Below are 25,976 nucleotides of genomic sequence, written 5' to 3' on the forward strand. Positions count from 1 at the left end.
AGAAGCCCTACGCTATAGCACGTCGTCGTCACGCCCTGTGATGACGGCGTCTAGCTCACCGGTGATGGGCGACACAATGACCTGGAGCTGAATGGGCGCGCAGCACTGGTGGCAATCTTCCCAGGTGTCGTGGCTACCCTGGGAAGTGTCGATCACAAAGGTGAGCGGTGTGTCACAGTAAGGGCAGTGGAAATCGTGATTGACTAGCGCGTCGTCGTGCATGGTGTTTGCCCTTTTTAGCGTTACACTCAATGTCGCCATCAGCATGATGGCTTCTTAGTGTAGCAGTGCTGTTTGCAAGCAGGCACCTGATGAATGAATCAGGTAGGATAATGGCGGATTTCCCTGAATTACCAAGCGAGATGAAAGCGATGATGAAACGATACATGGCAGTTGCGGCCCTTGCGGCCTTCCCGATGGTCGCCCAGGCGGAAACACCCAACGTGGCGCCCGGCGAGTGGGAATTCGTCAGCGTGACCAGCGTTAGCGGCGATATGCAGATTCCGGATCAAACGGAAACCGAGCGTCAGTGCATCACTCAGGAAGAGCTGGAAGGCGCTGACTTTGGCTTCATCGAAGAGGAAGAGGGCTGCGAGCTGCTCAACCAGGATATGAATGCCGACGGCCTCTCCTACAGCATGGTATGCCGCGCTGAAGGTGGCGAAGCCACGATCGACGGTGAAATGCGCTTTATGGGCGAGCAGATTGAAGGCACCGTGGATATTCTGACTCAGTCTCCCATGGGTGAGCTGACCATGAACACCGCGATTGAAGGCGAGCGTATCGGCGACTGCGAATAAGCACAGCCGTAGTGACGTTTAAACACTCAGGGCGCCTAATGGGCGCCCTGAGTGTTTCTGGTGGTGATGCTTTATCGCGATACTTTATCGCTCTGGCGTATCAAGCGGCGTGTGTTGAGCTGTGGGCGCGTTGGCGATCTCTTCTTCTAACTGGCGCTTCACCGCTCCAGGCGAGCCGGAGTAGCGGGCCAGCAGGTCGTATGCCACCGGTACCACAAACAGCGTAAAGACGGTGGCAGCCCCAACCCCGGCCATAATGACCGTACCAATCACCAACCGCGATTCCGCCCCGGGGCCGCTGGAGATGATCAGCGGAATAGCACCGGCCATGGTGGTCACGGCGGTCATCAAAATGGGCCTTAGGCGGGTCACCGAGGCCTCAATCAGCGCTGAGCGAAATGCTTGCCCCTCATCGCGCAGCTGGTTGGCAAACTCGACGATCAAAATACCGTTTTTCGCCGCCAAACCAATCAGCAGTACCAAGCCCACCTGGCTATAAATATTCAGCGACTGACCGCTAAGCAGCAGCGCGAGCAGTGCACCACTCATGGCCAGCGGCACCGTGAGCATAATCACAAACGGGTGGATGAGGCTTTCGAACTGGGCGGCCAGTACCAGGAATACTACGACGGCACCCAGCACTAGCAGGAACATCGTCGCGCCGCTTGCCTGCTGGAAATCCCGAGATGGCCCCGCCACGTTGGTTTGCACCTCTTCCGGCAGGATGGTGTCGGCGGTGTCTTGCAGGTAGGCCAGCGCCTCGCCCAGCGGATAGCCGTCGGCGAGGTTGGCTTCAATGGTAATGGCGCGCACACGGTCAAAGCGGTTCAGCGTGCTGGCACCGGCAAAATCAGACAGCGTCACCAGGCTTGCCAGCGGAATCAGCTCTCCCGTACGTGCTGAGCGTACCTGGATATTATCCAGCGCTCGCGGGCTGTTTTGGCGGCTACGGTCGCCTTCCACAATCACGTCGTACTCTTCGCCGTCGTCCACATAGCGGGTAACGTTACGGCCACCCAGCAGCACTTCCAGCGTGCGGCCAATCTCGGTCACGGTAACGCCTAACGAGGCGGCGCGTTCGTAGTTGATGTCCACACGCAGCTGCGGCTGAGTTTCGTCGTAGTTGCTCTCAATGGCGGTTAGGCGTGGGTTGTTTTCCCTCACGTGGTTAATCAACCGGTCGCGCCAGCGGGCTAGGTCTTCGTAGGTGCCGCCACCTAACACAAACTGCACCGGCTTTTGGGTGCGCTGACCGAAGCCCTGGCGCATCACCGGGAAGGCCTGCACGCCAGGGAGCGAGCTGAGCTGCTGGCGCACGTCGGCCATAATCTCCCAGGCGCTGCGGCGGCTACCCCAGTCCGCCATATTGACGATGATGAAACCGCTGTTGAAGTTTTCGATATTGCCGAAGCCACGCGGGGCACGCACCACCACGCGCTCCAGCTCACCGCTCTCTACAAAGGGCGTTAGCCGCGCTTCGATCTCATCCATGTAGTCCATCATGTAGTCGAAAGTGGCTCCTTCCGGGCCGTTGACCAGCACGATAAAGTTACCGCGATCTTCCTGCGGGGTGTATTCATTGGGCAGCTCTGACGCCAGCCAGGCCGTACCGGCGATCAGCAGGGCAAACAGGGCGACCACCAGCCACTTGGCCGCCAGTACGGCTTCCAGGGCTCTCTGGTACCGGCGTTTGGTGCCGTCTAGCAGCCACTGCACGCCTTGCCCAATGCGGCTGTCGTGCATGCCGGGCTTGAGGATTTTAGACGCCATCATAGGCGTTAAGGTGAGTGCCAGTAGCGTAGACACAATGACGGCAGCGGCCATGGTCAGGGCAAATTCAGAGAATAGCCGGCCGATATCGCCTTGCAGCATGCTGAGCGGTACAAACACGGCGACCAGCACTAGGGTAGTGGCAATGACCGCAAAGGCGATTTGCCGCGTGCCGCGAAAGGCGGCAACCAGCGGCGTTTCGCCGTAGTCGTGCATGCGTCGGTTGATGTTTTCAAGCACCACAATGGCATCATCGACAATCAACCCAATCGCCAGCACGAGTGCCAGTAGTGTCAATAGGTTGATCGAGAAGTTCATGGCTGCCAGTGCTGTAAAAGCACCAATCACGGCAATCGGCACCGTCACGGCGGGCACAATGGTGGTGCGCAGATTGCCCAGGAACAGGAAAATCACCACCACTACGAGCCCCATGGCGATAAAGAGGGTCATCACCACCTGCTCAATGGCCCCGGACACGAACACCGAGGCATCGTAATTCAGGGCAAGCGACATGCCTTCAGGCAGAGTGCCCTGAAGCCGCCCCAACTCTTCTTGAACCGCCTCAGAAAGCTCAATCACGTTGGCGGTGGACTGCATGATCATCCCCAGCCCCACCATGGGTACGCCGTTGGCGCGGAAAACAGAGCGGTCTTCCACTGAGCCAACTTCCACCCGAGCAACATCGGAGAGGCGAATCAGGTAGCCGTTGTCGCTTTGGGTGATGGCTAGGCGCTGAAAATCATCGGCGGTGGCAAAGCTGCGGGGCAGACGAACAATAAACTGACGGTCATCAGATTCAATCGAGCCTGCCGGTAACTCCACGTTTTCGGCGCGCAGGGCGTCTTCCACATCGCCGACAGTAAGGCCGCGGGCCGCCAAGGCGTTACGGTCAAGCCAGACGCGCATGGCGTAATCCTGACCGCCGCCCACGCGCACCCGCGCAACGCCAGGCTGTACCGAGAGGCTATCGACGAGAAAGCGGTTGGCGTAATCGGTGAGTTCTGCAATCGAGTAATCTGCGCCGGACAGGCTGAGCCAAACCACAATCTCTTCGCTGCTGTCGGCTTTGGTCACTTCCGGATTGTCGGCATCGTCTGGCAGGTTGCGCAGTGCGCCTGAAATGCGATCACGAATATCGTTCGCCGCAGCGTTGATATCCATGGTGATGGCGAACTCAATCTCGATACGCGAGCGGCCATCTTCGCTTTGCGAAGTGATCAGCTCGATGCCTTCTACCCCGGCAATGCGGTCTTCTAATACTTGTGTGATGCGTGTTTCTACTACGCTGGCAGAGGCACCGGGGTAGCGGGTATCAATACTGACAATAGGTGGGTCAACCGTGGGGTACTCTTGCAGCGGCAAGCGGTTAAGGGCCAGCAAGCCAAAAGCAATAATCAGCGCGGCGATGACCATGGCCAGCACTGGCCGCTGAACGGAAATATCGGATAAACGCATTAGCGGTCAGCCTCCAACAGCGAGCGAATGTCCGTGCTGTCGTCGGCAATGCCTAATATGCGCACTTCCTGGCCTTCGCGAGCGAGCTGTAAGCCGTGAATAACCACCAAATCGCCTTCACTAATACCTTCCAGCACTTCAACCTCGCCGATGCGCCGCTCGCCAATAGCGACTTCACGGCGCTCTAAGCGTGGGGTTTCCTCCTGTTGCTGAATCACCATCACAAAGTGGCGGTTGCCGCTAGGTTGAATCGCCGCTTCGGGCAGCACTAACGCATCGCGCACGCGCTGCTGAACAATGACTTCCATCAGCATACCAGGGCGCAGCTTTAAATCAGGGTTGGCCAGCTCGGCGCGCACGTTAACGCTGCGGGAGACAGGGTCGATGCGGGTGCCAATGCTGGATATCTCTCCGCGAAATACGTCGTCGGGATAGGCCGCCGTGGTAGCGCTCAGGTTTAAGCCTGCCGATAGCCGACCCAAAAACACCTCGGGAACGGTGAAGTCTAGCTTCATGACATCGAGCTTATCCAAAGTGACCAGCGCCATTCCTGGAGTGACGAGGGTGCCGATACTCACGTTGCGAAAGCCGACTCGGCCGCTGAACGGCGCATGCACGCGATAATTCTCCAGCCGCGCTTCTAAGGCTTGGGCATCGGCTTGTGCTTGGCGCAGCCGGGATTGGGTGTCTTCTACGTCGGCCCGTGCGGCTAAATTGCGCTGCTGTAATTGCGACGCGCGGCCAGAAGCATTGCTCCGCTCATCGGTAATCGCCTGGGCAGCTCTTAATAGCGCCTGCTCTTCGGCATCTTCTAAACGAATTAGCAAACGGCCGCGCTCTACCTGTTCACCGTCATCAAAGTTGATCTCAGCGATGGTGTCGGTCACGGTGGCGGATAATGTGACGCTTTCATCTGCGCTCAGGGTGCCCAGCGCTTCCAGTGGATCGGACCATGTTTCGGTCTTTACCTGGTAACCAATGACCGGCGGCTGTGATTGCGCGCTGGCAAAAGAGGCCCATCCAAGAAGTAGCAAGAGGCAGCAAAAGGAGCGTTTAAAAGCGAGCATAGGTGTCTCTATGTTATTGAATAGGGTGCGCAGTGTTCCGCAATGGGGGTGATAGTAAGCCATTACGCGCAGCGGTGTTGAGGCGAACAGGCGTTATCTTGTGCATTTCTTGTACACGAGTTTTTAAAATGTACAGTAGTTTGGTGCTTCTTACCTGTTAAAATGCCCGACTTTTCATCTTGGGAGCCTCAGTTATGGTCTACGACGTCGTGGTCATTGGCGCAGGTGCCGCTGGTTTAATGTGCGCGGCACAGGCTGGCTATGCCGGGCGACGCGTCCTGGTGGTCGACCATGCAAACAAAGCAGGCAAGAAAATCCTCATGTCTGGGGGAGGCCGCTGTAACTTTACCAATCTTGATACAGCACCTGGACACTTTTACTCTGAAAATCCTTATTTTTGCATTTCTGCATTAAAACGTTACCGCCCGGAACATTTTGTATCGCTGGTGGAGACCCACGGCGTTGAGTATGTGGAGAAAGCCCCTGGGCAGCTATTTTGCGCCGACTCCGCCAAAGAGATCGTACGGGTACTCTTGACCGAGTGTGAGTGGGCCGGGGCAGAGGTGAAACTGAATACCTCCATTTCGCGGCTAGAGCGGCAGGGCGAAGGCATGCGGCTGACCACCTCCCTAGGCACGATTGATGCAGGCGTGGTGGTGGTGGCGACAGGCGGGCTCTCTATTCCTACCATGGGGGCGACAGGCTTTGGGTACGATATTGCCCGCCAGTTTGGCTTAGAAGTACTGCCCACTCGCCCAGGCTTGGTGCCGTTTACCCTAAGCGATAGCTGGAAAGAGCGGGCGGCTGGGCTGTCTGGGGTCAGCGTGCCCACGGCGGTGAGCTGTAAAGAGAAGCGCTTTGTCGAGCCGATGCTGTTTACCCATCGGGGTCTATCCGGCCCTTCTATGCTACAAATTTCCAGCGTGTGGGAGCCGGGCAGCGCAATCTCCATCGACCTCTTGCCGGGTGAAGACGCGGCTGGCGCGTTGCGCCATGCTCGCCAGGAAACCCCTAAGCGGCTGCTGTCGACCTGGCTAGGCGAGCGTTTCCCCAAGCGCTTTGCTCAGGCGCTATTAGAGTGGTATCCCGATCAGCATTTAACTAGCCCGCTGGCGCAATACAGTAACGAGGCGCTCGATGCTTGGGCGCAGCGACTCAATCAGTGGCAGCTAAAACCGGCGGGCACGGAAGGTTGGCGTACAGCAGAAGTGACCATGGGCGGTATTAACACCGATGCCATCTCATCGAAAACCTTCGAGGTCAAAGATCTGCCGCAACTGCGCTTCATTGGTGAGGTGTTGGATGTGACAGGGCAGCTTGGCGGCTATAACTTTCAGTGGGCGTGGGCCAGCGGTGTGGCCTGTGGTCAGGCGTGCTAGAGCGCTGAGTAAGCGCTACTGAATAAGCACCTCACAACAAGCACCACACAACAAGCATCGCCAAAAAAGCCGTTACGGTGATCCCGTAACGGCTTTTTCAATGGCTAACGCCTAATCCTAGTGCTTACATTTCTAATGCACATTAACGGCGAATAGCAGTTGAATCGGGGTGCTAGGTAGCGACCTTAGCCAGCAGTTTTAGCTTACGGAACAGCATGTACCCTGCCAGGGCCTTTCTGCCTACTGCCATGGCTCCGCCTGGATGGCGCAGAATACGCAGGGCAGCAACGCCACCGATGGCATAAATGGGCAGCTTAAAGCTTCGCCAGCTGTTATCCAGCGGTGATGATGCTCGTTGTAGCGTGTCGCTATCGACTAGGATATCGATCCGCTGTTGCTCTAATTCCGCTAGCAGGGCGGCTTTTCGCTCTGCTCGGCTAGGCGGCTTAACGACGCTGTTGTGACGAGTCATCCTCATTCACCTCTAGCAGTGCGCGGTCGGCGGCCAGCTGCTTTAACGTCTCTTTCAGCAGCGTGTGGCGCTTGGCCTGACGCAGGGCAATAACTGCCAGCAGAATACTGAGAGCTATCAGTACACCCGCGCTGACACTAATGGCCGTTAATCGGTACGTATCCCAGAAGAGCACCACTACTAAGGCAGTCAGCGTTGCAACGCCTAGCAGTAGAAGCAGTAAGCTGGCACCTGCCAGTAGCAGCAGCACCAATAAACGTGCGCGTTCCTCTTCTAACTCTAAAACCGCCAAACGCAGGCGGGTTTCACTGTTAGCAACCAGTGATTTCAGCAGGCGTTTGGCGGCAGAAAAGACGCGTTGGGTAGGACCCAAAGCCATTAGCGACGTCCGAACAGCATACCCACAACTAGGCCGGCAGCGGCACCAATGCCAATGCTGGTCCAGGGGTTTTCACGGACGTAACGATCGCAGCAGTCAACCTGCTCGGAAAGCGTTTCACGGGTGTCTTCGTAAAAACGTTCACCGCGAGCCTCTAGGCGGGCACGAGTATCCTTCAAACGTCGTTCGGCACGCTCACGCAGGTCGCGCATTTCACCGCTGGCGTCTTTTGACGTCGCGTTCATCAGCTCTTCGACCGTTTCGCTCAAGTGACGCAGATCTTCTTTCAGTTGGTCAGCGCGTGCGGAGGTATCTGTATTACGTTTTGCCATGATGTCTTCCTTTGACGAGTAGATAAGTGACGGCTTCAGCATAGCAGCCGCCACCATATAGACAACCCTGTCGGGTTAACGGTTCAGCCCGGTGGCACTGAATAGCGGGTTGAGACTAAAACCAAGGCTTAGGCGATGTACGCGATTGTTGTAGTCAATCATGCTTTCCCCGTAGCCGTAGTAATACTGCACGTGCGCTCGGACACCGTTAAACGCAGGCCAGCTGTAATCAATTTGTGTGCCGTAGTTGCCTGCACTGGGATTGCCACGCAGTTGCCCAGCAAACTCATGGTTGTTTTGCAGACGCTTGGCAAGGCGAATATCGCCGTAGCCCATAAAGCGCTCGATATCAGGGTTATCGTCGTCGCCCTCAGACTCGGGAACACGCCAGTGAGGTGCTAGGGTGAGTGCCCAGTCGCCACTTTGGAACGTGCTTTCTAAATATACCCGGTTCCAGCTGCGCGACAGCGGATCTGAGCGACCGTTTGACTGGTGGATAAAGGAGAAACGGTTACGGGTATTCACCCAGCCAAGCGCGCTCCAGGCGTTGTCGAAGTCGATAAAGACTTCAGGCTCGTAGTTGGTTTCCCGGAAAGGGGAGGAGGCATCGGTGTTGTAGGCCTGCCACCAACTTTTCTGAGTGTAGGCGAAGTAGACGTCGCCGATATCACCAAAGACGTTTTCTGCCAAATTGAATTTGGCAGAAAACTGGAATTTGACTTCCCCGTTATCAGGCTCAACCTCTTCAGAAATGCTGCGGAAATTTTCAGCATTTTGATTGGTGTTGTAGCTGATAGGGAACAAGTAATTGGTGCGGTGTGTGGTAATCGCAAACGGGTTACGAGAGGACTCTTGTTCTAGCTGTCGCCGTTCACTTAAGTCTTCAAGGGCAACTTCGACCGGCAGTGGTGCAGGTTCAACGCCTTGTGCCGCTTCTTCAGGCGCCTCAATTTGCTGCAGTTGCTGGCGCAGTTGATAGAGTTCGGTATTGAGCGCTTGAATCCGCGCTTCAATCTCGTCTCGGGTCTCGGCCATGGCCGTTGTGCTGAGAATATTAGCGCCTATCAAGGCCGCCAAACCGGTGAACAGCAGTTTTCGGGTAACCATCAACGTGGCTCGCAAATTAAGAGTAAGGGTACCAGCGTTGTTTCTATACATGCGGCAGGTGTAAGTCAACTGTCGATGTCAGTAGACGCTTACCAGATTGCGTAACGATGTCTTACCCATGACAATAGGCATCCTGCCCGGCTTAGCGGGCTGACATGTCAATGAGGCATAAGTCACGTGGTTAGAAATGCCCTTAAAGCCGCCCTCTGCTGCCTGTGGCTGGTCACGATGTTGGCCGGAACCGCCGCTGCGCAAAGTACACCGGTTGAGCGCGTCCCTCCCCAATCTGAGCTGAGCGAACGTTTAGCGGCCATTGAGTCGTTAGAGACTGAATTAACGGCTGAACAGCAGCGTGACCAGGCGGCGTTGTCTGCTGCGTTGGAAGCTTATGACCGTCTGAAGGCCATTGAAGAGCGTCAGCAGGCGTTGGAGCAGCGGGTAAGCCAAGCCCCTGAGCTGCTGCTGCGTTTAGAGCGTGAGCTGAACGAGGCAGAAGAGGAAAGCTTACAGCTGTCAGTAGACAATCTTAGCGATATGCCGCTAGAGGCACTAGAAGCCGAGCAGGGTGACGCTGTGATTGAGCTCCAGCAATTGCAGAGCCAGATGGCGGAAGTGAACTCCCAACTGCTGGCTGCCCAAACGTTGCCAGAGCGGGCGCAGCAAGCGATTTCCGATGCACTGCAGCGTGCTGAAACGCTGCGCCGCGAGCACGATACCCGAGCGGCGCTACTAGCAGATCGCCAGATCTCGGCCCGTGAAGATGCCCAACTGATCCAGTGGCGGCTTGAGCGAGCGCTTGCTGAGCAGGAAGTCAGCTTGAACCAGCGCGAGTTGAGTGCCAACAGCCGCCTGCGCGAGCTGGCTCAACAGCGTCGTGACTTATTGGCTTTGCAGATCGATCAGCAGGAGCAGCAGCTTAGCTTGTTGCAGGGCGTGATCGACCGCCAGCGACGTCTTCAGTCTGAGCAGGCCATCGCCGACGCCGCCAAAAATGACCCGCTGATCGCCGAAGGTCATCCCGTCGTACTGAATGCTCAGCAGCTTAATCAAACGCTAAGCTTGGAGCTGCTGCGGGCGACGGACCGTGCCAATGGCATCGTGCGGGAGAACATCGAAGCCCAGCGCCAGTTAGAGCATGTACGCCAGCTTCAGCGTAGCCTTAATGAGCAGATGGAAGCCATTCGCGGCAGCCAGTTGCTCTCTCGTATTCTCCGCGAGCAGCGCCAGTCGCTGCCTGCCGTGGTGCCCCGGCGCGATTTGCAGGATGAGATTGCCGACCTGCGTTTGAAGCAGTTCGATCTGATTCGCCAGCGCGATCAACTCCGCCAAGGAGAGCGGCTGGCCGCTCAGCGCCTTGAGGAGGCGGGGGTCGATGTAACCCCTGGGCTGGTGGACTCGCTAACGCGCCTTTACCAGTCCCGCCGCGAGCTGGTGGAGCAACTTGAGCAGGCCTACGGTAACCTGTTGAGTTCAGCCATAGAACTACAGCTCAATCAGCAGCAGCTGCTCACTACTACCCACGACCTACGCGCCACCATTGATGAGCAGCTGTTTTGGGTAGCCAACAGCCGCCCGTTGGACGTGAACTGGCTACGTCAACTGCCCAATTACTTAAAGCAGGAGTGGTATGAAGGGGAGTGGCGCGCGGTGCTGCCTACCCGCTGGCAGGGGCTCTCTTGGGATATGCTAGTGGGCGCGCCGCTGCTGCTGCTTAGCGTGGCATTGGTTGCGCTGCGCGGGCGTATTAAGAAGCAACTAGCGCTGATTCATTCGCAAATTGGTCGCTTGAAGAGCGATACCCAGCTACACACCCCCAAAGCGGTCCTGCACAATGCGCTGCTGGCGCTGCCCGGGCCGCTGGCGCTGGCAGGGACGGGGGTCGCCCTGCGCACTGCGGAAGGCGGCCTAGCGCTGGGGCTTGCGCCTGCACTATTGCAACTTGGGCTTAGCTGGTTCGTGATTGCGCTAGGGCGGCGGTTACTGGTGCCTGATGGTGTCGCAGAGCGCCACTTCACCTGGGCGCCCGCTTACAATGCTCGGCTGCGCCACCTGTTGATCGGCCTGGGTATTGCCCTGGTGCCAGTGGTTGCCATTGCTGCCATGTCCGAGCAGATGGAAACACCGCTGGCTCAGCGCCCGGTGGCGATGGCGCTGTTCATGGGTGGGCTGCTTGCGATGGCCTGGTGGCTGGCGCAGCTTATTCTCGCTCATGTGCCAATTTTTGGTGTGCGGCTTTTCAGGTTAGTACTGGGGCTCGCCATGGCCTCAGTGCCCCTGGTACTGCTGGGGCTGGTGGCCTGGGGGTACGAGTATACGGCGCTCAGGCTGGTGGCTCGTTTTGCCATTACGCTCTATTTATTGGGGCTTTGGGTAGTTGTGGAAGCCACCGTGGTGCGCAGCTTGGCGGTGGCGGCACGTCGGTTAGCTTATCGCCGTGCGCTAGCCCGCCGCCGCGCCCAGGTACAAGAAGGCGCAGAAGGTGGGCTGGAAGTGGTCGAAGAGCCGCCGTTGGATATGGAAAAAATCAACGCCCAGTCGCTGCGCCTTTCCAAGCTCATTTTGCTGATCGGTTTTAGCGCGCTGCTCTATTTGGTGTGGTCGGACCTGCTCGCTGTATTGGGGTATTTAGATCAGGTGTCGCTTTGGAATGCGGCTGAAGGCGATTTGGTCGACAACGCGCTATCGATCTCGGACTTTGTCACGGCGCTACTGGTGGTAGCCATCACCTTTATTTCGGCGCGCAACCTGCCGGGCCTGCTGGAGGTGATGGTGTTATCGCGCCTGGCGCTCAAGCAGGGGAGTGCCTATGCGATTAGCTCGCTGCTCTCCTACACCATTGTGGGAACCGGTATCGTGATGTCGCTGGCGACCTTAGGCGTGTCCTGGGATAAGTTGCAGTGGCTGGTGGCAGCGTTGAGCGTCGGGTTAGGCTTTGGTTTGCAGGAAATTTTTGCCAACTTTATTTCCGGCCTGATTATTCTGTTTGAGCGGCCTATTCGTATTGGTGACACCATTACCATAGGCAACCTGCACGGCACGGTGAGCCAGATTCGTATTCGGGCCACCACGGTGACCGATTTCGACCGTAAAGAGATCATTATTCCCAACAAGACCTTCGTCACGGATCAGCTCATTAACTGGTCGCTCTCCGATAATGTGACCCGCGTGGTGCTCACTTACGGGGTCTCCCATGGCTCAGACTTGCCGTTGGTGCACAGGCTTCTGCGTCAAGCCGCCGACGAAAATGCCCGGGTGCTGGATGACCCTGAACCTCAGGTGTTCTGCCTAAGTTACGGGCCTCATAGCTTGAACTTCGAGCTGCGTATTTTCGTCAACGACTTGTTAGACCGTCTGTTTGCGGCCGATGAGGTGAATTGCCGCGTGGATGAGCTGTTTAAAGAGGCGGGCGTGCGGATTGCCTTCGAGCAGTTGGATGTGTGGCTGCATCCTGAACAGGGGGAGTCAGTGAAAGTGCAGTCCAACCCCACTCTCCCGCCTGCTACCTTGAGCTGACCGCTTAGCGCTTGCTAGCGAGAAGAAGAAACTCCCGATTACCGTCGCTGCCGGTAATCGGGCTCTCCTGCCAGTGGCTGATGGCGAGCCCGCACTGCTCGCATGCTGTGCGTATTTTTTGCTCGACCTCTGCGTAGCGACGAGGGTCTCGCACGACACCGCGCTTATCCAGCGCACCGGGGTCGAGCTCAAACTGCGGTTTCACCAGTGACAGCAGCTGCCCGCTAGGCGGCAGTAGGGCAGCAATCTCAGGCAGAATCAGCGTCTGGGAGATAAACGATACATCCATCACGGCAAAATCAATCGGCCGTTCGGCCAGCGTGCTCAACAGTGCCTCTGAGGTGCTCATATGGCGAGCATTGAGCCCTTCCAGACAGGTCACCCGTGGGTCGCTGCGTAAGTGGCTGGCAAGCTGGTCGTGACCAACTTCCACGCCGACCACGTGACGCGCGCCAAACTGTAGCGCGCAGTCGGTAAACCCGCCGGTGGATTGGCCAATGTCCAATACGCCTTTATCCTCTAAGCGCATCGTTAACGCCTGCAGCACACCTTCTAGCTTCAGCCCAGCGCGTGAGGCGTAGCGCTCTTCTGGGTCCTCTTCCACGCGGAGCGGGGCATCGGGCGGCCATTTTTCAGAGGGTTTGCTCAGGAGCGTACCGTCGTTTAAAAAAACGCGCCCGTTTTTAATCAGCCGTTGGGCACGGGTACGAGAACTGGCCAGCCCTTGGCTGACCAGCAGTTGATCGAGTCGTATCATCTGGGTCGTGTCTGTAGTGATTGGAAGGCCCCGTATTACTGGGGCCCTTGATCGGCCTGTAGTTCGGTAGGAGGTAGGCGTGTGGCCCCCCAGCTGCGATGGAGAAAGCCTTTGACGCGCTCTAGCTCTTCATCGGTCACCGTGGCGAGTTCGCCACTTTCCAGTGGATCATAGTGATAGATATAGAGCCGGGAGGTGAACTGCTCAAAAGGCAGCGAGGCCTCGCCAAAGCGCTCACCGTTGCCGGAGGTGCTGACCTTGACGCCATCGCCCCAATCCTGACCGCTGTCGTTATTGGGGTTGTAGAAGTAGACCCTCATCACGTCGTTAGGATCTAGGGAGGCGCGCAAAATCGTAATCGCGTGCCAGCCAATAAACCGCGCGGCGCTATCGGTTACCGCGATTCCAGCAGGCTGGGGATGAATCAGCGGCTGGTTGCCGTTGTAGTAGGGGTGGTAGCTGGCGTAGAAGTGGCGAATAAACGTATCCACTTCGCAGAGCTTACCGGTGGCGACATCCACGTTAATACTGAACCCGCGGCCAGACCACCAGCCGTGAAATTCGGGGTTCACCCAGCGGTGGGGGTCGCCTTCCCGGCCGATACAGCGTCTGCCCATCTCTGCGTAAATGCGGTCCAGGTGAGGCACCACGATCAGCGATACCGGATCAAGGTCCATTGGCAGGTGGGCGGCCACGCCAGATACGCTCTCGTTAGAGGAGATCGGCTGGCCCTCAAAATGCATGATGATTTCGTCATCTCGCGCCGCCCAGGTGACCATCTGCAGCAGGTAGTCTGGGTCGTTGTAGGCCCACATGGAGAGCGCCCGTGCCGATTGGCAAGTAGGGTTGTTGCCCTGGCCAACGCCCAGCGGCAGACCCAGCATGCACAGCACGCCTTCAATGAGCCGGGCGCGGGGGGAGGCAACGTCGCCATAGGCTAACGTAAGACGGTCTTCCGCCCACTCGGAGAGCTGAAGATTGAGCTGACGCCACATGGCCGGTGCCACCGGCGGCTGATAGAGGATACCTCGCTCCAACAGCAGAGCCAGCCCATACACCGCTTGAGCGGTGGCCGGGTAGACACCGCTGCGGATCAGCGCATGTACCAGCTCGCGGTAGCACAGCAGGCAGTCGCGGCCAGTGGAGGAGAGCCCCAGGGCTTCTGAAAGAAGATGGTCGCCTTCCTCTAGTAAGTAGCGCAGCAGCACTGCGTGATACGGGGAGACTAAACCAGTGTCGTGCATGGCGCGGGCAAAGCCGGTGGATTCTGCCTGTAGGGTGGCGTTATCCATCCGCTCAAGGCGCGCGCGGTATACATCAATGCCTGGGTCTTCCCGGCAGGCCTGAGTAGGGCCATAAAGCGAGCTGACCAGCCTGTCGGCGCCGTGGCCGCTAGCACCCAGGTCAATATCCGGGTTGGCTTGGCACAGGGCGATCTGTGTGATCATTTGTTTAATGGCATCGACTTGGATAGGGCGCTGCTTGAGGATGCGCCAAATCTCATCGATCAGCTGGTCGATTACGTACTCATAGCCGATGCGCTCGGCCAGATGTTGGAACAGCTGTCGGGATATGTTGGCCAGGCGCCCCTGAGTTTCTCGCTCGGCTTCGCTGGGCGCATTAAAGAGCAGCCACAGATTGATTGCCATTACCTGGGTGAGGTAGTGGTGAGCCTGCTCTTGGGAAATAAGGGTGTGGGGGTAATCGCCTTTGGCTACGGCCAGTAGTCGCAGCTCGCTCAATGCTTCAATGACGACCACATTGGCATCGGCGCTTTTAAGCGAGTAGGTCGTCAATGTGGGGATTAGGTATTGTGGAGTCTCCCAATCCGATCCGGCAAAGATGCCAGCGGATTCAAAATCCGCCGCCCGCGCCTCAAGAGCGGCGCAGCCGCCCGCTTGCATGAGTACGCGCCTAGCGGTATCAAATACGCGGGGCAGCTTTGCGGGTTTAGAAAAGGCGGGCGCCTGCGAAAGCAGGCGCACAGCATCATCAAATTTGCTCAGTAATCCATTGAGCTTGCCGTCTTCAGTGGAAGAGGCCTCTTGCTTGGTCGTCACGGTGACTCCTTATCCCAGCCTTGGCAGGGATTATACATAGAAGTCGAGATCTTCTTGGCGTTTCAGCAGATCGCGAATGGTATGCGCATCCTCGCCTTTAAAGTAAATCAACCCCCAGTGAGTACCAAACGCTGTCCGTTTTGTGACCGTTTCTTCGACGGGCGAGGTCAGCTCGTGGGACTCGAAGTACGGATGGTCTTCGGTCTCTTCTGGAATTTCCAGGCGGCTTACCACTCGGCGACGCGGGTACACGCCAAAGCAGCCAGCGAAGCCGTTGGCATCAACGATCTCTTTCGGGAAGAACTCGGCCACTTCTTCTTTGGTGCTTTTCGGGTCGAACACTAGCATAGAGGCCTGATAGGCATTGAAGCCGTAAACGCGCTCTAGTAGTTCAAAGACCTTGAAGCCCGGCGGACGATAGGCAACCTCACCGAAGTACATCTCACCGTCGCTAGTGACGAAGTACTCGGGGTGGATCAGGCCAAACTCGATATCGAACGCTTTAATCAGTTTTTCGATCTGTGCGGTGATCTGCTCGCGGTACTTTTCAAGCTCTGGCGAGGCAGGCACAAATACCGAGTAGCCCAGCGTGACGTACTCTGAAATGTTCAGGAAGGCGATTTTGCCATCGTGAATCCACGCTTCTACCGCGAACTCCCAGCCATCCAGGTGCGACTCCATCAGTACCGGAAACTCCTCATCCGGGATGGTATCGACTTCATCGGGCGTACGAATAACCCGGTGGCCCAGGCAGCCTGCTTTATCAAACGCTTTGAGGTGAATCGGGTCGTTGGGGTCGCCATCTAACTTCAGCAGCGTTTGGTTTACCCGTTTGAGGAAGCGAACGACATCTTCTTTATCGTGAGCTTCTTCAAAAATGCCGACACGAATACCGCCTAGCTGGGCGCGGCGCTTCATTAACGCCTTATCACGCAGTAACAGTGATTGGCCGTATAGGCGCGGATTGTCCAGTAGTACCGAGTTAATCGCACCGGCCCACTCAACGGTTTCCTCAAATAGGGGGATCGCCACATCGACGCCTTTCTCTTTCAGCGTTTCAGCGATCTCTATGGAGCGGTCATTGAGACGCTCGAAGTTCCAGGGAACGTAGGGGATGTCGTGCTTTTGGCAGTACTCTTCTGCCCAGTCGGGTGCCACCACGATATATCGACGGTCAAAATTTTCCGCCGCTTCGATCGCATTGAGGCTCCAGCCTAAGAGGGCGATATAACCCTTATTGGGATCCTTTTGCATGGTGTTGACTCCTATGGGGTGATGAATGGTCTTGCCAAATACTCTCTTTACCATACACGACCCGGGCCATCCTGGGCTAATTAGCAGCTTCTGAACCGAAAATAGCGGGAATTCGCTCGCTTTGGCGATGTCTGCTAAAGGGCAACCCGCGAATATGGTAGGCTTGCTTCTTAACGTTACGTTCAAATGGCAAGAGGAATAGGCCAAGATGGCGGCCAAGCCGATCTACCGTGTGGTGGTTCACCAGCAGGGTGAAATTTGGGATTTATACGTTCGTGAGATCTTTCAAAGCGAACTCTGGGGCTTTATTGAAGTCGAGGAGTTTGTCTTTGACGATGCGTCGCGGTTGGTGGTGGATCCAGGTGCGGAAAAACTGCAGCGAACCTTTGAAGGCGTCAAGCGCAGCTACCTGCCTCTTAATGCCATTGTGCGGATTGATGAGGTGGAGCGTGAAGGCCCATTAAAGGCTGTTAAAAGTGATGCCCGCGTCGCAGAGTTTCCTCGTCCCTTCCCGTTACCGCCCCGTGGGGAAGGGTAAGCGCCTAGACATGCGCAACGCTTTGAGCGATACGCGCGGTGGCTTCGTCGGCCACGCGCGTTTTTACGATCAGGACATGACGTCATGCAAGCAGAAAAAATTCGCAGTAATTGTTACGCCGCCGCTTTTGGTGTGCTGTTAAGTGTGAGTGGGCAAGCGGCGTTTGCTCAATCCGATAGTCAAGCCTGGGTCAGCGATGAGCTAAGCACCTACGTGCGCAGCGGGCCGACAGATGGCTATCGCATTGTGGGTACGCTGAACGCAGGCGAGCAGGTAGACGTGCTGGAAACCAGCGGTGACTACACTCGGGTACGCAGTAATAGCGGTGATACCGTCTGGGTGCTGAGTAATGAGATTCAGCAAACCCCCAGCGCCCGTCAGCAGTTACCTGAGCTTCAGGCTCAGGTGGAAGAGCTGACCCAAGAGCTTGACGGTATCAACGATACCTGGGAACAGCGGGTCTCTTCCATGACCGAAACGCTCGATGTTCGCGAGCAGCGTATCGCCGACCTAGAAGCGAGAAATCTCGAGTTGGATAACGAGGCAGAGCAGTCTCGCCAGCAGGTTCGTGCGTTGCAGGCACGCTTAGATACCCAAGAGGAAGATCTGCTGATGCGCTACTTTATGTATGGCGGTGGCGTGGCGGGCGCAGGCCTGCTGGTGGGTTTAATCGTGCCGCATTTGCCGCGTCGCCGTAAAAAACGCGATCGCTGGTTTTAACGATGGATAATCCCTGGCGACAGCGTTGGCAGGAGGGCCGGATCGGCTTCCACCTGCAAGAGACCCACCCTGCATTGGTGAAGTACTGGCCAACGCTGGAGGTAGCCGTTGGCACTAAAGTGCTGGTGCCGCTGTGTGGGAAAAGCCTGGATATGCGCTGGCTAGCGGATCAAGGGCATCCGGTGCTGGGTATTGAGCTTGCGCCAGAAGCCATTGAGCAGTTTTTAGCCCAGCGCAGCGGCGGCGTGTCTCGTTATACCCAGGCGGGCTTCGATGTGTCCCGCCAAGGCAGCGTAGAGCTATGGTGCGGTGACTTCTTTCATCTGCATATTCAGCAGGCGGCGGAAGTAGAGGCTTTTTACGATCGTGCATCGTTGATTGCCCTGCCGCCAGCGACGCGTGAACGCTATGCGTTCCACTTGGCGCAGCTAGTGCCGCCGGGGGCAAAAGGGCTTTTGGTGGGGCTGACTCACGGCGATGGCGAGGCAGGCCCACCCTTTTGCGTGCCGGATAGCGAAATTGAGCGCCTGATGGCGCCCAATTTTCGCATAGAGCGTTTGGCGTATTTACCTGCTGACTCCCGTGGCCGCAGTGAGAGCATTTGGGCGCTTGAGCGCCGCGGGCCACGAGTTTAACGAGCGAGTAGTCGACCAAGCTCTGGGTCGTTGAACGCCCGATTTAAGCCATCGCTCAGTAGATCGTTCAGCATGCGTGTATTGGCATCTTCACCTGGTTTGAGCGCATAGCCTTGGGTGCGGCGAGATGTATAAGTACCGGTATACGTCGTGCCCTGGTTCTGAGCGATGGCCCGGAAAACCCCTTCAATACGCGCTTCGTCAATCAGTGGCTGCCCGCTATCACCACGGCCGTAATCCAGGCTGGCAAGCTCTAACGTCAGGCTTGGGCGGCCTTGGGCGGCTTCACGAGTGGGAGTAAAGCCCATATCCCGTGCGGCACGCTCAGCTTCCTCTTGCAGGCGGGGGATTAGCTCATGGCTGCTAACGGTGATTTGCGCGGTCGACATGTTGCCGCCTGTGCGCGTACCAATCACTTCGCTCGGCCGAGCATCAACGGCCACCACGGTGACCTGTTGGCCTGAGCCTGTTTGCGGCACGTTGGCACTACGGGTGGGGTTTAACTGTAAATATTGGGGGCTTGCGCAGCCTGCCAGTAGCACCGTAGCTAGCAGCGCACCAGACGCGCGTAAAAAGTGACGCCGACGCATAAAACTCTCCGCAATCATCGTGGTTGAACGGGATAAATACCTGTCGCAACAAGGCATTAAGGGTGGTAGCCCTGTGGGTTAAAGCACCAGTATAGCCTTGTGCTGACGCGTGAAGCCAGCAACGGCTAAGCCACGCGTGCCTGCTGTTCAAGGGTTTTGGCGTCATCGTTAAAGCGGTGCCATTGGCGCGGATGAGCAAACAAGCGCTGCCCCCGGCGCATGTGCAGGCGTTCGAAATCAGCGTGGCGAACGGTGGCCAGCCACGGTTTTGCCAGCCAGTCGGCCTCTAGCTCCACACGCACTTCGGCACCGACCGGGGAAATAGCGGTAATCGTCACCGGCAGGTGGCTTTCAGCGCTAGGCTCTTCCGACAGCCGCACTTCATGCGGGCGCAGCAGCAGCTCTTCATCGCCATCGGGTAAGTCCACGTTGAGATGCGCATCGCCGCAGGTCAGCACGCCATTGCGCACGCGGCCCTCTAAGTGGTTCACATCACCCAAAAACTCAAATACAAAGCGGTTCTTCGGCGCGCGGTAGAGGCTGTCTGGTGTGTCGATTTGCTCGATCCGGCCGTTGCTCATCACCACCACACGGTCGGAAAGCTCCAGCGCTTCTTCCTGGTCGTGGGTGACGAACACGCTGGTAAAGTTCAGTTCGTCATGCAAGCGGCGCAGCCAGCGGCGAAGGTCTTGGCGAACCTTGGCATCCAGGGCGCCAAACGGCTCGTCTAACAGCAGGACGTCAGGCTCTACAGCAAGCGCGCGCGCCAGCGATACGCGCTGCTGTTGCCCACCTGAGAGCTGGGCAGGCAAGCGGTTGGCTAAGTGCTGTAGCTGCACCATCTCAAGCAGCCTGAAGACGCGCGCCCGAATTTCACCGTTGGAGGGGCGGCGCTTTTTCGGCATCACCGTAAGGCCAAACGCCACGTTGTCATAAACGCTCATATGACGAAACAGGGCGTAGTGCTGAAAGACAAAGCCGATGCGGCGGTCGCGCACATGCACATTGGTCACGTCGCGGTCGCCAAAAAGAATTTTACCCGGCTGTGGCGAGCTATCGGCGTTCTCTAAGCCAGCAATGATACGCAGCAGGGTGGTTTTGCCCGAACCGGAAGGACCTAGCAAGCCCACCAATTCACCTTCGTGAATATCCAGGTTGATGGGTTCAAGCGCCTGGGTGTTGGCAAAGTGCTTGGCAATATTCTGTAAGCGAATACTCATGAGTATGCCTCCCGGCGCGATGCGCGCCATTCCAGGCCTGCCTTGGCCGCAAGAGTTAACAGGGCAATCAGGGCCAGCAGGGCGGCGCTCGCAAACGCGCCCACGGCGTTGTAATCCTGATAGAGCTGCTCAAGGTGCAGCGGTAGCGTGTTGGTTTGCCCACGAATGGCCCCTGAGACAACCGAGACCGCGCCAAATTCACCCACCGCGCGGGCGTTGGTAAGGATGATGCCGTAGAGCAGTGCCCAGCGAATGTTGGGCAGCGTGACCCGCCAAAACGTTGTCCAGCCAGAAGCGCCCAGCGTCACGGCGGCTTCTTCTTCCCTTGAGCCTTGGGCCTGCATAAGCGGGATTAATTCACGCGCCACAAACGGGCAGGTGACGAAGATGGTGACCATCAAAATGCCCGGCCAGGCAAACATCAGCTGAATATCGTGGCTATCTAACCATCCGCCAATCCAGCCGTTGCGGCCATACAGCAGTAGATAAATTAAGCCAGCGACGACAGGGGAGACGGCGAACGGAATATCAATCAGCGTTTGCAGAATGCGCCGCCCAGGAAAGCTAAAGCGCGTTACTAGCCATGCCAGCGCGACGCCAAACACCAAGCAGATGGGGATGGTCATTAACGCTATGACCAGCGTGAGACCAATGGCGTGCAGGGTGAACGTATTGCTCACGTTCTCCCAAAATACCATGACGCCCTGGGAGAACGCCTGAGCAAAAATAGCCACCAGCGGCAGCAGCAAAAATAGCGCAGACAGCATTAGAGCTGCGCCAATTAATAAGCGCCGCATTAAAGGCGCATCACCAATCCGGCGCATTATCCTTTACCTCCATGCAGACGACGCACAAAGCGGCCCTGCCAGATATTGATGGCGAGCAGCAGCGCCAGCGAGACAAACAGCACTACCGAGGCAATGGCAGACGCCCCCGCGTAGTCATACTCCTGCAGTTTGACGAAGATCATCAGCGCGGTGATTTCGGTTTCGTAGGGCATATTGCCGGCGATAAAAATGATCGCGCCGAACTCACCTAATGAGCGCACGAAGGCAAGCCCGGTACCGGTGACGAGCGCGGGCCAAAGATGCGGCATGATCACTCGGCGAAACGCCACGCCATCGGTGGCGCCCAGGGACATCGCGGCTTCGTCCACCTCGGCAGGCAAATCTTCTAGCACCGGCTGCACCGTGCGTACCACAAAGGGAATACTGGTGAAGGCCATCGCCAGGGCAATGCCTACCCAGGTGTAAGCCACTTGAAACCCCATGGGCTCAATGATGTTGCCCACCCAGCCGTTGCCTGCATAGAGCGTTGCTAGGGTGATGCCCGCAACGGCGGTGGGCAGGGCAAAAGGCAGATCCATCAAAGCATCGAGCAGGCGTTTGCCAGGGAATTCATAGCGCACTAGTACCCACGCCAGCAGTAGGCCAAACACTGCGTTCACCAGCGCCGCCACTGCTGCCGCGCCGATGGTGACCATATAGCTGGCGACGACGCGGCCTTCGGTGATGATGGCAAAGTACTCGGCCAGGCTTAGTTCAGAAAGCTGGCCAAACAGCCCGGTAATGGGGAGAAGCAATACCAGCGAAATAAATAGCACGCTGATACCCATAGATAGGCCAAAACCCGGCAGCACGCGCGTGCTGCCGGATCGCCAAAATGCTAATTGGCTCATGGGGTTCCGTTAACGACGTTGCAGTTGATCAAGCAGAGCACCGCCTTCGAAGTGGTTCTCCATCGCTTCTTCCCAGCTGCCGAACACCTCTTCTACTTCAAACAGCTCGGTGTCGGGGAACTGGTCGGCAAACTCTTCTACCACGGTGTCGTTATGGACACGGTAGTTAAAGCCTGCCAGTTGACGCTGGGCATCTTCGCTGTAGAGGTACTCTAAGTAGCTTTGGGCTAGGTCGCTGTTGCCGTTACGTTCGGCGTTTTCACCCACTACCGCGACCGGGAACTCGGCCAGAATGCTGACCGGCGGCACGATCACTTCGTAGTCATCGCTGCCGTATTCGCTGCGGATGTTGTTCACTTCAGACTCAAAGCTAATCAGCACATCGCCAATGCCGCGCTCGATAAAGCTGGTCGTGGCACCGCGACCGCCGGTGTCGAACACCGCTACGTTGCGCAGGAAGGTGCGCATAAAGTCTTGAATCTGCTCTTCATCGCCGTCGAACTCATTATCAGCGAAGCCCCAGGCGGCGAGATAGGTGTAGCGGCCGTTACCGGAGGTTTTCGGGTTCGGGAAGACCATCTGCACGTCTTCTTTAACGAGGTCATCCCAGCTTTCGATGCCTTTCGGGTTGCCCTTGCGTACCAAGAAGGCCGTGGTGGAGTAGTAGGGCGAAGCGTTGTTCTCAAACGCATCCTGCCAATCTTCTGCCACCAAGCCAGCATCGGCCAGTACCTGAACGTCGGTCACTTGGTTAAACGTCACTACGTCCGCTCGCAGGCCCTGCATAATGGCGCGCGCTTGAGCAGAGGAGCCGCCGTGGGACTGGCTGATAGCAATCTCTTCGCCATGCTCCTCTTCCCACCACGCCTGGAATTCCGGGTTAATCGCGGCGAACAGCTCGCGGGCGATGTCGTAAGAGGAGTTCAGCAGCTCGCGCTCTTGAGCGACGGCGGCGCTGGAGAAGGTCATGCCAGAAACGGCGGTGCCAACGGCAACAGCAAGCAGGCTGCGGCGCAGGCCGGTGCGGAAAGAAGAGGATAGCGTCATTATAGACTCCTTGATTCTGGGGGCGATTTAGTCGCGATGACGCTAAGGTTAAACCTAGGATTGTGGAATTACAATTGTGTTTTATATTCTATTTGGAAATATCTGTTTAAGGATATGCATTGACGGCAAGCGTGCTGCATGACCGTCACGTGTAATAGGGCTTCGTGTGTGGCTCTGGTAAGATGGCGCCTTTATTTTTATTACCTGAGGACCCCTTCATGAGCGCTGCACAGGATTTCTTGATTGCCCCTTCGATACTCTCCGCTAACTTTGCGCGGCTGGGTGAGGAGGTCGACAACGTGCTGGCGGCCGGCGCCGATGTGGTTCATTTCGACGTTATGGACAACCATTACGTGCCGAACCTGACCATTGGGCCGATGGTATGTAAGGCGCTGCGCGACCACGGCGTGACGGCACCCATTGATGTGCACCTGATGGTGAAGCCGGTGGATCGCATGATTAGCGACTTTATTGAGGCGGGTGCCAGCTATATTACTTTCCACCCTGAAGCCTCTGAGCATGTCGACCGCTCGCTGCAGCTGATTCGTGATGGTGGTTGTAAAGCGGGGCTGGTGTTTAACCCGGCAACGCCGCTTTCGTATCTTGATTACGTGATGGATAAGGTCGATATGGTGCTGCTGATGAGCGTCAACCCCGGCTTTGGCGGCCAGTCGTTTATCCCCGGCACGCTGAACAAGCTGCGTGAGGCACGTGCGCGTATCGACGCTTCAGGCTTGCCCATTCGCTTGGAGATCGATGGTGGCGTGAAAGTCGACAATATCGCGGATATCGCCGCCGCCGGTGCCGATACCTTTGTAGCGGGTTCAGCGATCTTTAACGCCCACCAGGCAAGCGACCCCCACGGCTACGACAGCGTAATTCAGCAGATGCGCGCGGAGCTGGCCAAGGTTCGCTGATAGTTAACGGGTTTACCTACCCATTATGCTGAGTAAGCCTGAGTGGGAGGCCGCTTTAGCGGGCGAATGGCGCCGCTAGGCGCCTTAGCGAGCCCCCGTCGCGAGCTGAAGCTCCCTCCCATAACCGCTAACTATGCTTAACTGAATGGTATTAGGGTAGATCTCCCGCCCTTTGCATGTCTTTAGTGCAGTTTCATACGTGGCTTGAGGTAGCGGTTTAATTTATCCACTAGCCATGCAAGCCCGGTTTTTGGCGCACCGTGAATCGAGAGCTGATGCATGCGGTAGAGCGATGCATAGGCTTGGCGCGCCAACCAGCCCTCCAAAAACAGACCCCGCGATGCTGAGCTGCGCATCAAATTCCCTACGGCATCGTAGCGGGCTAGCGACACCAGTGAGCCGTGGTCATGGTAAATGAAGTCTTGCAGCGGCTTTTTGGTCAGACAGCGCTCAAGGTTCTTCGCCAATAGCTTGGCCTGCTGATGGGCGGCCTGAGCACGAGGCGGCACCGTTGCATCATCGCCTTGGGGGCAGCAAGCGCAGTCGCCCATCGCAAAAATATGCGGGTCGTCCACGCTTTGCAGCGTCTGCTTGACGTTGATCTGGTTGCGCTTGTTGGTGCTTAAGCCCAGCTCGGTCAAAAACGGCGGCGCTTTAATGCCTGCGGCCCATACGTTGAGATCGGTTTCAATCACCTCCCCATCGCCTGTCACCAGCTGGTACTCCTGGGCTTCTTGAATGGCCGTGCCTACATGCACGGTGACCCCCATGCTCTCCAGCTCTTGCTGAACGGTTTGGCTGATGCGCTCAGATAAACCGGGGAGCAGACGCGGTGCCGCTTCAATCAAATGAACGCTGATTGTTTGGTGATCAACAGCCGTGACGCCATAGGCATTGAGCAGGCGCGAGGCGTCTAACAATTCCGCCGAAAGCTCCACTCCTGTGGCACCGCCGCCGACAATCCCAATGGTGAGCTGGGTATTCTGACGCAGCTTGGGGTCGGTATAGCGCAGAAAGGTATTGATCATGTCCCGCTGGAAGGCTTTGGCCTGCTGGGGCGAGTCAATAAAGTGGCAGTGCTCTGCAACGCCTTGGGTGCCAAAATCATTGGAAACACTGCCCAGCGATATCACCAAGTAGTCGTAGGTGAGCTGGCGGGCGGGCAGCACCTCCACGCCATCTTCGTCTTCAATGGGCGCCAGGTGAATGACCTTTTGTTCCCTATCCAGGCCGTTGAGGGAGCCGCGCTGGTAGCGGTAGTAGTGGGCCGAGGAGTGCCCACGATAATCCACTTCATCCATGCTGGAGTTCAGCACCCCGGTGGCTAGCTCATGCAGCAGCGGCTTCCATACGTGGGTGGCGTTGCGGTCAAGCAACACGATCTCGGCGCGCTTTTTTTTACCTAGCGTATGTCCAAGACGCGTGGCTAGGGCTAGCCCGCCCGCGCCGCCGCCCACAATCACAATTCGGGGAATGGCCATTACTCTCTCCTTGGCAAATATAGCCACAGCATAGAACTTTCTGCGGTGTCTGACGAAGGTCTAAGCAGGTAAGATAATCAAATCCATCACTATTGTGGCTAGACAACAGTATTAACGGAACCAGTGAGGGCACAGCGTGCATACCATTTTGCAAGGAAAGCGGTTAATCGCCTTTGATTTAGACGGCACGTTAATCGACTCAGTGCCGGATTTGGCCGTTGGCGTGCAGCGGGCGCTGCAAGAGGTTGGGCTGGCTCAGCCGAGTGAAGTGCAAGTACGCGATTGGGTGGGCAATGGCGCGCAGGTGCTGGTGGAGCGAGCGCTGAACTGGGCACTCAATGCCGCACCCGAGGCAGCGTTGCAACAAAACGCCTACGAAGCGTTTATGCGCCATTACGGGGCCGCGCCCAATGCATTAACCAAACTCTACCCGGGCGCGTCTGAAGCGCTGCATGCACTGCATAAGGCGGGGTTTGTGTTGGCCTTGATTACTAATAAACCTGAGCGGTTTATTGCGCCTATTTTAAGCCACTTTGGTGTGCTGGCGCTGTTTACGTCTACCGTGGGCGGCGACTCGCTGGCCGAGAAAAAGCCCAGCCCGCTGCCGCTTTTACATGTTGCCCATACGTTGGATATTGCCCCCTCGGCGAGCGTGATGGTGGGGGACTCTCGCCATGATATCGCGGCAGGTAAGGCGGCAGGCTTTACAACGGTGGCGCTGCCGTATGGCTATAACCACGGCGACCCCATCGAACAGAGCCACCCTGACCTGCTAGTGGCATCTCTTCGCGAGCTGGTGAGCTAA

24 protein-coding genes are annotated in these 25,976 nt (G+C 57.1%); 8 read left to right on the plus strand and 16 right to left on the minus strand.

The features are described 5' to 3' along the window. Positions 1-12 precede the first annotated feature (12 nt). Entirely contained in the window at positions 13-222 is a 210-nt protein-coding gene (locus tag R0J87_RS13945; RefSeq protein WP_311062821.1) for a zinc ribbon domain-containing protein, read from the minus strand. Between the two features lie 164 nt (positions 223-386). On the opposite strand from R0J87_RS13945, the gene R0J87_RS13950 reads away from it, so the two are divergent. Continuing rightward, positions 387-800: a DUF3617 domain-containing protein gene (locus R0J87_RS13950; protein WP_404465730.1), complete on the plus strand. Its 414-nt coding sequence runs from the start codon at positions 387-389 to the stop codon at positions 798-800. A gap of 84 nt (positions 801-884) precedes the next feature. On the opposite strand, the gene R0J87_RS13955 is transcribed toward R0J87_RS13950, so the two are convergent. Both R0J87_RS13955 and R0J87_RS13960 read right to left on the minus strand, forming a co-directional pair. Beyond that, positions 885-4,025, minus strand: coding sequence for an efflux RND transporter permease subunit (locus R0J87_RS13955; RefSeq protein ID WP_498886861.1), 3,141 nt, complete (start codon positions 4,023-4,025; stop codon positions 885-887). After that, positions 4,025-5,092, minus strand: a complete 1,068-nt coding sequence (locus R0J87_RS13960) for an efflux RND transporter periplasmic adaptor subunit (RefSeq protein WP_498886863.1) — start codon at positions 5,090-5,092, stop codon at positions 4,025-4,027. Before R0J87_RS13960 ends, R0J87_RS13955 begins: the two co-directional genes overlap by 1 nt. Before the next feature lie 194 nt (positions 5,093-5,286). Here R0J87_RS13960 and R0J87_RS13965 point away from each other — a divergent pair, with 194 nt between their 5' ends. Continuing rightward, positions 5,287-6,471 carry a BaiN/RdsA family NAD(P)/FAD-dependent oxidoreductase gene (locus tag R0J87_RS13965; protein ID WP_498886864.1) on the plus strand — a complete coding sequence of 395 codons (1,185 nt, stop codon included), beginning with the start codon at positions 5,287-5,289 and terminating at the stop codon, positions 6,469-6,471. A gap of 172 nt (positions 6,472-6,643) precedes the next feature. Here the strand turns inward: R0J87_RS13965 and R0J87_RS13970 are convergent, their stop codons facing one another. From R0J87_RS13970 to R0J87_RS13985, 4 genes are all read right to left on the minus strand, one after another. Continuing rightward, complete coding sequence (locus R0J87_RS13970; protein ID WP_404345278.1) at positions 6,644-6,943, minus strand: YqjK family protein; 300 nt, start codon at positions 6,941-6,943, stop codon at positions 6,644-6,646. Continuing rightward, positions 6,918-7,322 carry a phage holin family protein gene (locus tag R0J87_RS13975; RefSeq protein WP_404345279.1) on the minus strand — a complete coding sequence of 135 codons (405 nt, stop codon included), beginning with the start codon at positions 7,320-7,322 and terminating at the stop codon, positions 6,918-6,920. Before R0J87_RS13975 ends, R0J87_RS13970 begins: the two co-directional genes overlap by 26 nt. Continuing rightward, on the minus strand, positions 7,322-7,654 hold the full coding sequence (locus tag R0J87_RS13980; RefSeq protein WP_404465738.1) for an ElaB/YgaM/YqjD family protein: 333 nt from the start codon (positions 7,652-7,654) through the stop codon (positions 7,322-7,324). Before R0J87_RS13980 ends, R0J87_RS13975 begins: the two co-directional genes overlap by 1 nt. 75 nt (positions 7,655-7,729) lie before the next feature. Then, positions 7,730-8,761: a phospholipase A gene (locus tag R0J87_RS13985; protein WP_498886866.1), complete on the minus strand. Its 1,032-nt coding sequence runs from the start codon at positions 8,759-8,761 to the stop codon at positions 7,730-7,732. A gap of 177 nt (positions 8,762-8,938) precedes the next feature. Between R0J87_RS13985 and mscK the strand changes: the two genes are divergently transcribed. After that, positions 8,939-12,274, plus strand: coding sequence for a mechanosensitive channel MscK (gene mscK, locus R0J87_RS13990; RefSeq protein WP_498886867.1), 3,336 nt, complete (start codon positions 8,939-8,941; stop codon positions 12,272-12,274). 4 nt (positions 12,275-12,278) lie between these two features. Here the strand turns inward: mscK and R0J87_RS13995 are convergent, their stop codons facing one another. The 3 genes from R0J87_RS13995 to R0J87_RS14005 are packed head-to-tail and all read right to left on the minus strand — an operon-like array spanning position 12,279 to position 16,345. Beyond that, complete coding sequence (locus tag R0J87_RS13995) at positions 12,279-13,031, minus strand: TlyA family RNA methyltransferase (protein WP_498886869.1); 753 nt, start codon at positions 13,029-13,031, stop codon at positions 12,279-12,281. Positions 13,032-13,066: 35 nt separating this feature from the next. Further along, positions 13,067-15,091, minus strand: coding sequence for a hypothetical protein (locus tag R0J87_RS14000; protein ID WP_498886870.1), 2,025 nt, complete (start codon positions 15,089-15,091; stop codon positions 13,067-13,069). Positions 15,092-15,121: 30 nt separating this feature from the next. Then, positions 15,122-16,345 carry an ATP-grasp domain-containing protein gene (locus R0J87_RS14005; RefSeq protein ID WP_404345284.1) on the minus strand — a complete coding sequence of 408 codons (1,224 nt, stop codon included), beginning with the start codon at positions 16,343-16,345 and terminating at the stop codon, positions 15,122-15,124. A 208-nt stretch (positions 16,346-16,553) separates the two neighbouring features. Between R0J87_RS14005 and R0J87_RS14010 the strand changes: the two genes are divergently transcribed. From R0J87_RS14010 to R0J87_RS14020, 3 genes are all read left to right on the plus strand, one after another. Next, positions 16,554-16,883 carry a DUF1820 family protein gene (locus R0J87_RS14010; RefSeq protein ID WP_498886872.1) on the plus strand — a complete coding sequence of 110 codons (330 nt, stop codon included), beginning with the start codon at positions 16,554-16,556 and terminating at the stop codon, positions 16,881-16,883. Positions 16,884-16,967: 84 nt separating this feature from the next. Continuing rightward, positions 16,968-17,603, plus strand: coding sequence for a TIGR04211 family SH3 domain-containing protein (locus R0J87_RS14015; RefSeq protein ID WP_404345285.1), 636 nt, complete (start codon positions 16,968-16,970; stop codon positions 17,601-17,603). 2 nt (positions 17,604-17,605) lie between these two features. After that, on the plus strand, positions 17,606-18,238 hold the full coding sequence (locus R0J87_RS14020; protein WP_498886874.1) for a thiopurine S-methyltransferase: 633 nt from the start codon (positions 17,606-17,608) through the stop codon (positions 18,236-18,238). Here the strand turns inward: R0J87_RS14020 and R0J87_RS14025 are convergent. The 5 genes from R0J87_RS14025 to cysP all read right to left on the minus strand — a co-directional run bounded on the left by R0J87_RS14025 (position 18,235) and on the right by cysP (position 22,773). Then, positions 18,235-18,828, minus strand: a complete 594-nt coding sequence (locus tag R0J87_RS14025) for a YajG family lipoprotein (RefSeq protein ID WP_404465743.1) — start codon at positions 18,826-18,828, stop codon at positions 18,235-18,237. The genes R0J87_RS14020 and R0J87_RS14025 overlap by 4 nt on opposite strands. A 125-nt stretch (positions 18,829-18,953) precedes the next feature. Beyond that, the gene (locus tag R0J87_RS14030) at positions 18,954-20,048 is read right to left on the minus strand and encodes a sulfate/molybdate ABC transporter ATP-binding protein (RefSeq protein WP_498886876.1); all 1,095 of its coding nucleotides are present in this window, start codon (positions 20,046-20,048) and stop codon (positions 18,954-18,956) included. Continuing rightward, positions 20,045-20,872 carry a sulfate ABC transporter permease subunit CysW gene (gene cysW / locus R0J87_RS14035; RefSeq protein ID WP_498886877.1) on the minus strand — a complete coding sequence of 276 codons (828 nt, stop codon included), beginning with the start codon at positions 20,870-20,872 and terminating at the stop codon, positions 20,045-20,047. The genes R0J87_RS14030 and cysW overlap by 4 nt, the downstream gene beginning before the upstream one ends. Then, complete coding sequence (cysT, locus tag R0J87_RS14040) at positions 20,872-21,726, minus strand: sulfate ABC transporter permease subunit CysT (protein ID WP_399842523.1); 855 nt, start codon at positions 21,724-21,726, stop codon at positions 20,872-20,874. Before cysT ends, cysW begins: the two co-directional genes overlap by 1 nt. A gap of 9 nt (positions 21,727-21,735) precedes the next feature. Beyond that, the gene (cysP, locus tag R0J87_RS14045) at positions 21,736-22,773 is read right to left on the minus strand and encodes a thiosulfate ABC transporter substrate-binding protein CysP (RefSeq protein WP_498886879.1); all 1,038 of its coding nucleotides are present in this window, start codon (positions 22,771-22,773) and stop codon (positions 21,736-21,738) included. Positions 22,774-22,991: 218 nt separating this feature from the next. On the opposite strand from cysP, the gene rpe reads away from it, so the two are divergent. After that, positions 22,992-23,690, plus strand: a complete 699-nt coding sequence (gene rpe / locus R0J87_RS14050) for a ribulose-phosphate 3-epimerase (RefSeq protein WP_498886881.1) — start codon at positions 22,992-22,994, stop codon at positions 23,688-23,690. Between the two features lie 182 nt (positions 23,691-23,872). Here rpe and R0J87_RS14055 read toward each other — a convergent pair whose 3' ends face one another. Then, positions 23,873-25,171, minus strand: a complete 1,299-nt coding sequence (locus tag R0J87_RS14055) for an NAD(P)/FAD-dependent oxidoreductase (RefSeq protein ID WP_498886882.1) — start codon at positions 25,169-25,171, stop codon at positions 23,873-23,875. Positions 25,172-25,307: 136 nt separating this feature from the next. On the opposite strand from R0J87_RS14055, the gene R0J87_RS14060 reads away from it, so the two are divergent. After that, a complete protein-coding gene (locus R0J87_RS14060) occupies positions 25,308-25,976 on the plus strand; it encodes a phosphoglycolate phosphatase (RefSeq protein WP_498886884.1) in 669 nt (222 codons plus the stop codon).

Origin of the sequence: Halomonas sp. SIMBA_159 (assembly GCF_046536035.1) — a bacterium.
Classification (GTDB): domain Bacteria; phylum Pseudomonadota; class Gammaproteobacteria; order Pseudomonadales; family Halomonadaceae; genus Vreelandella; species Vreelandella venusta_A.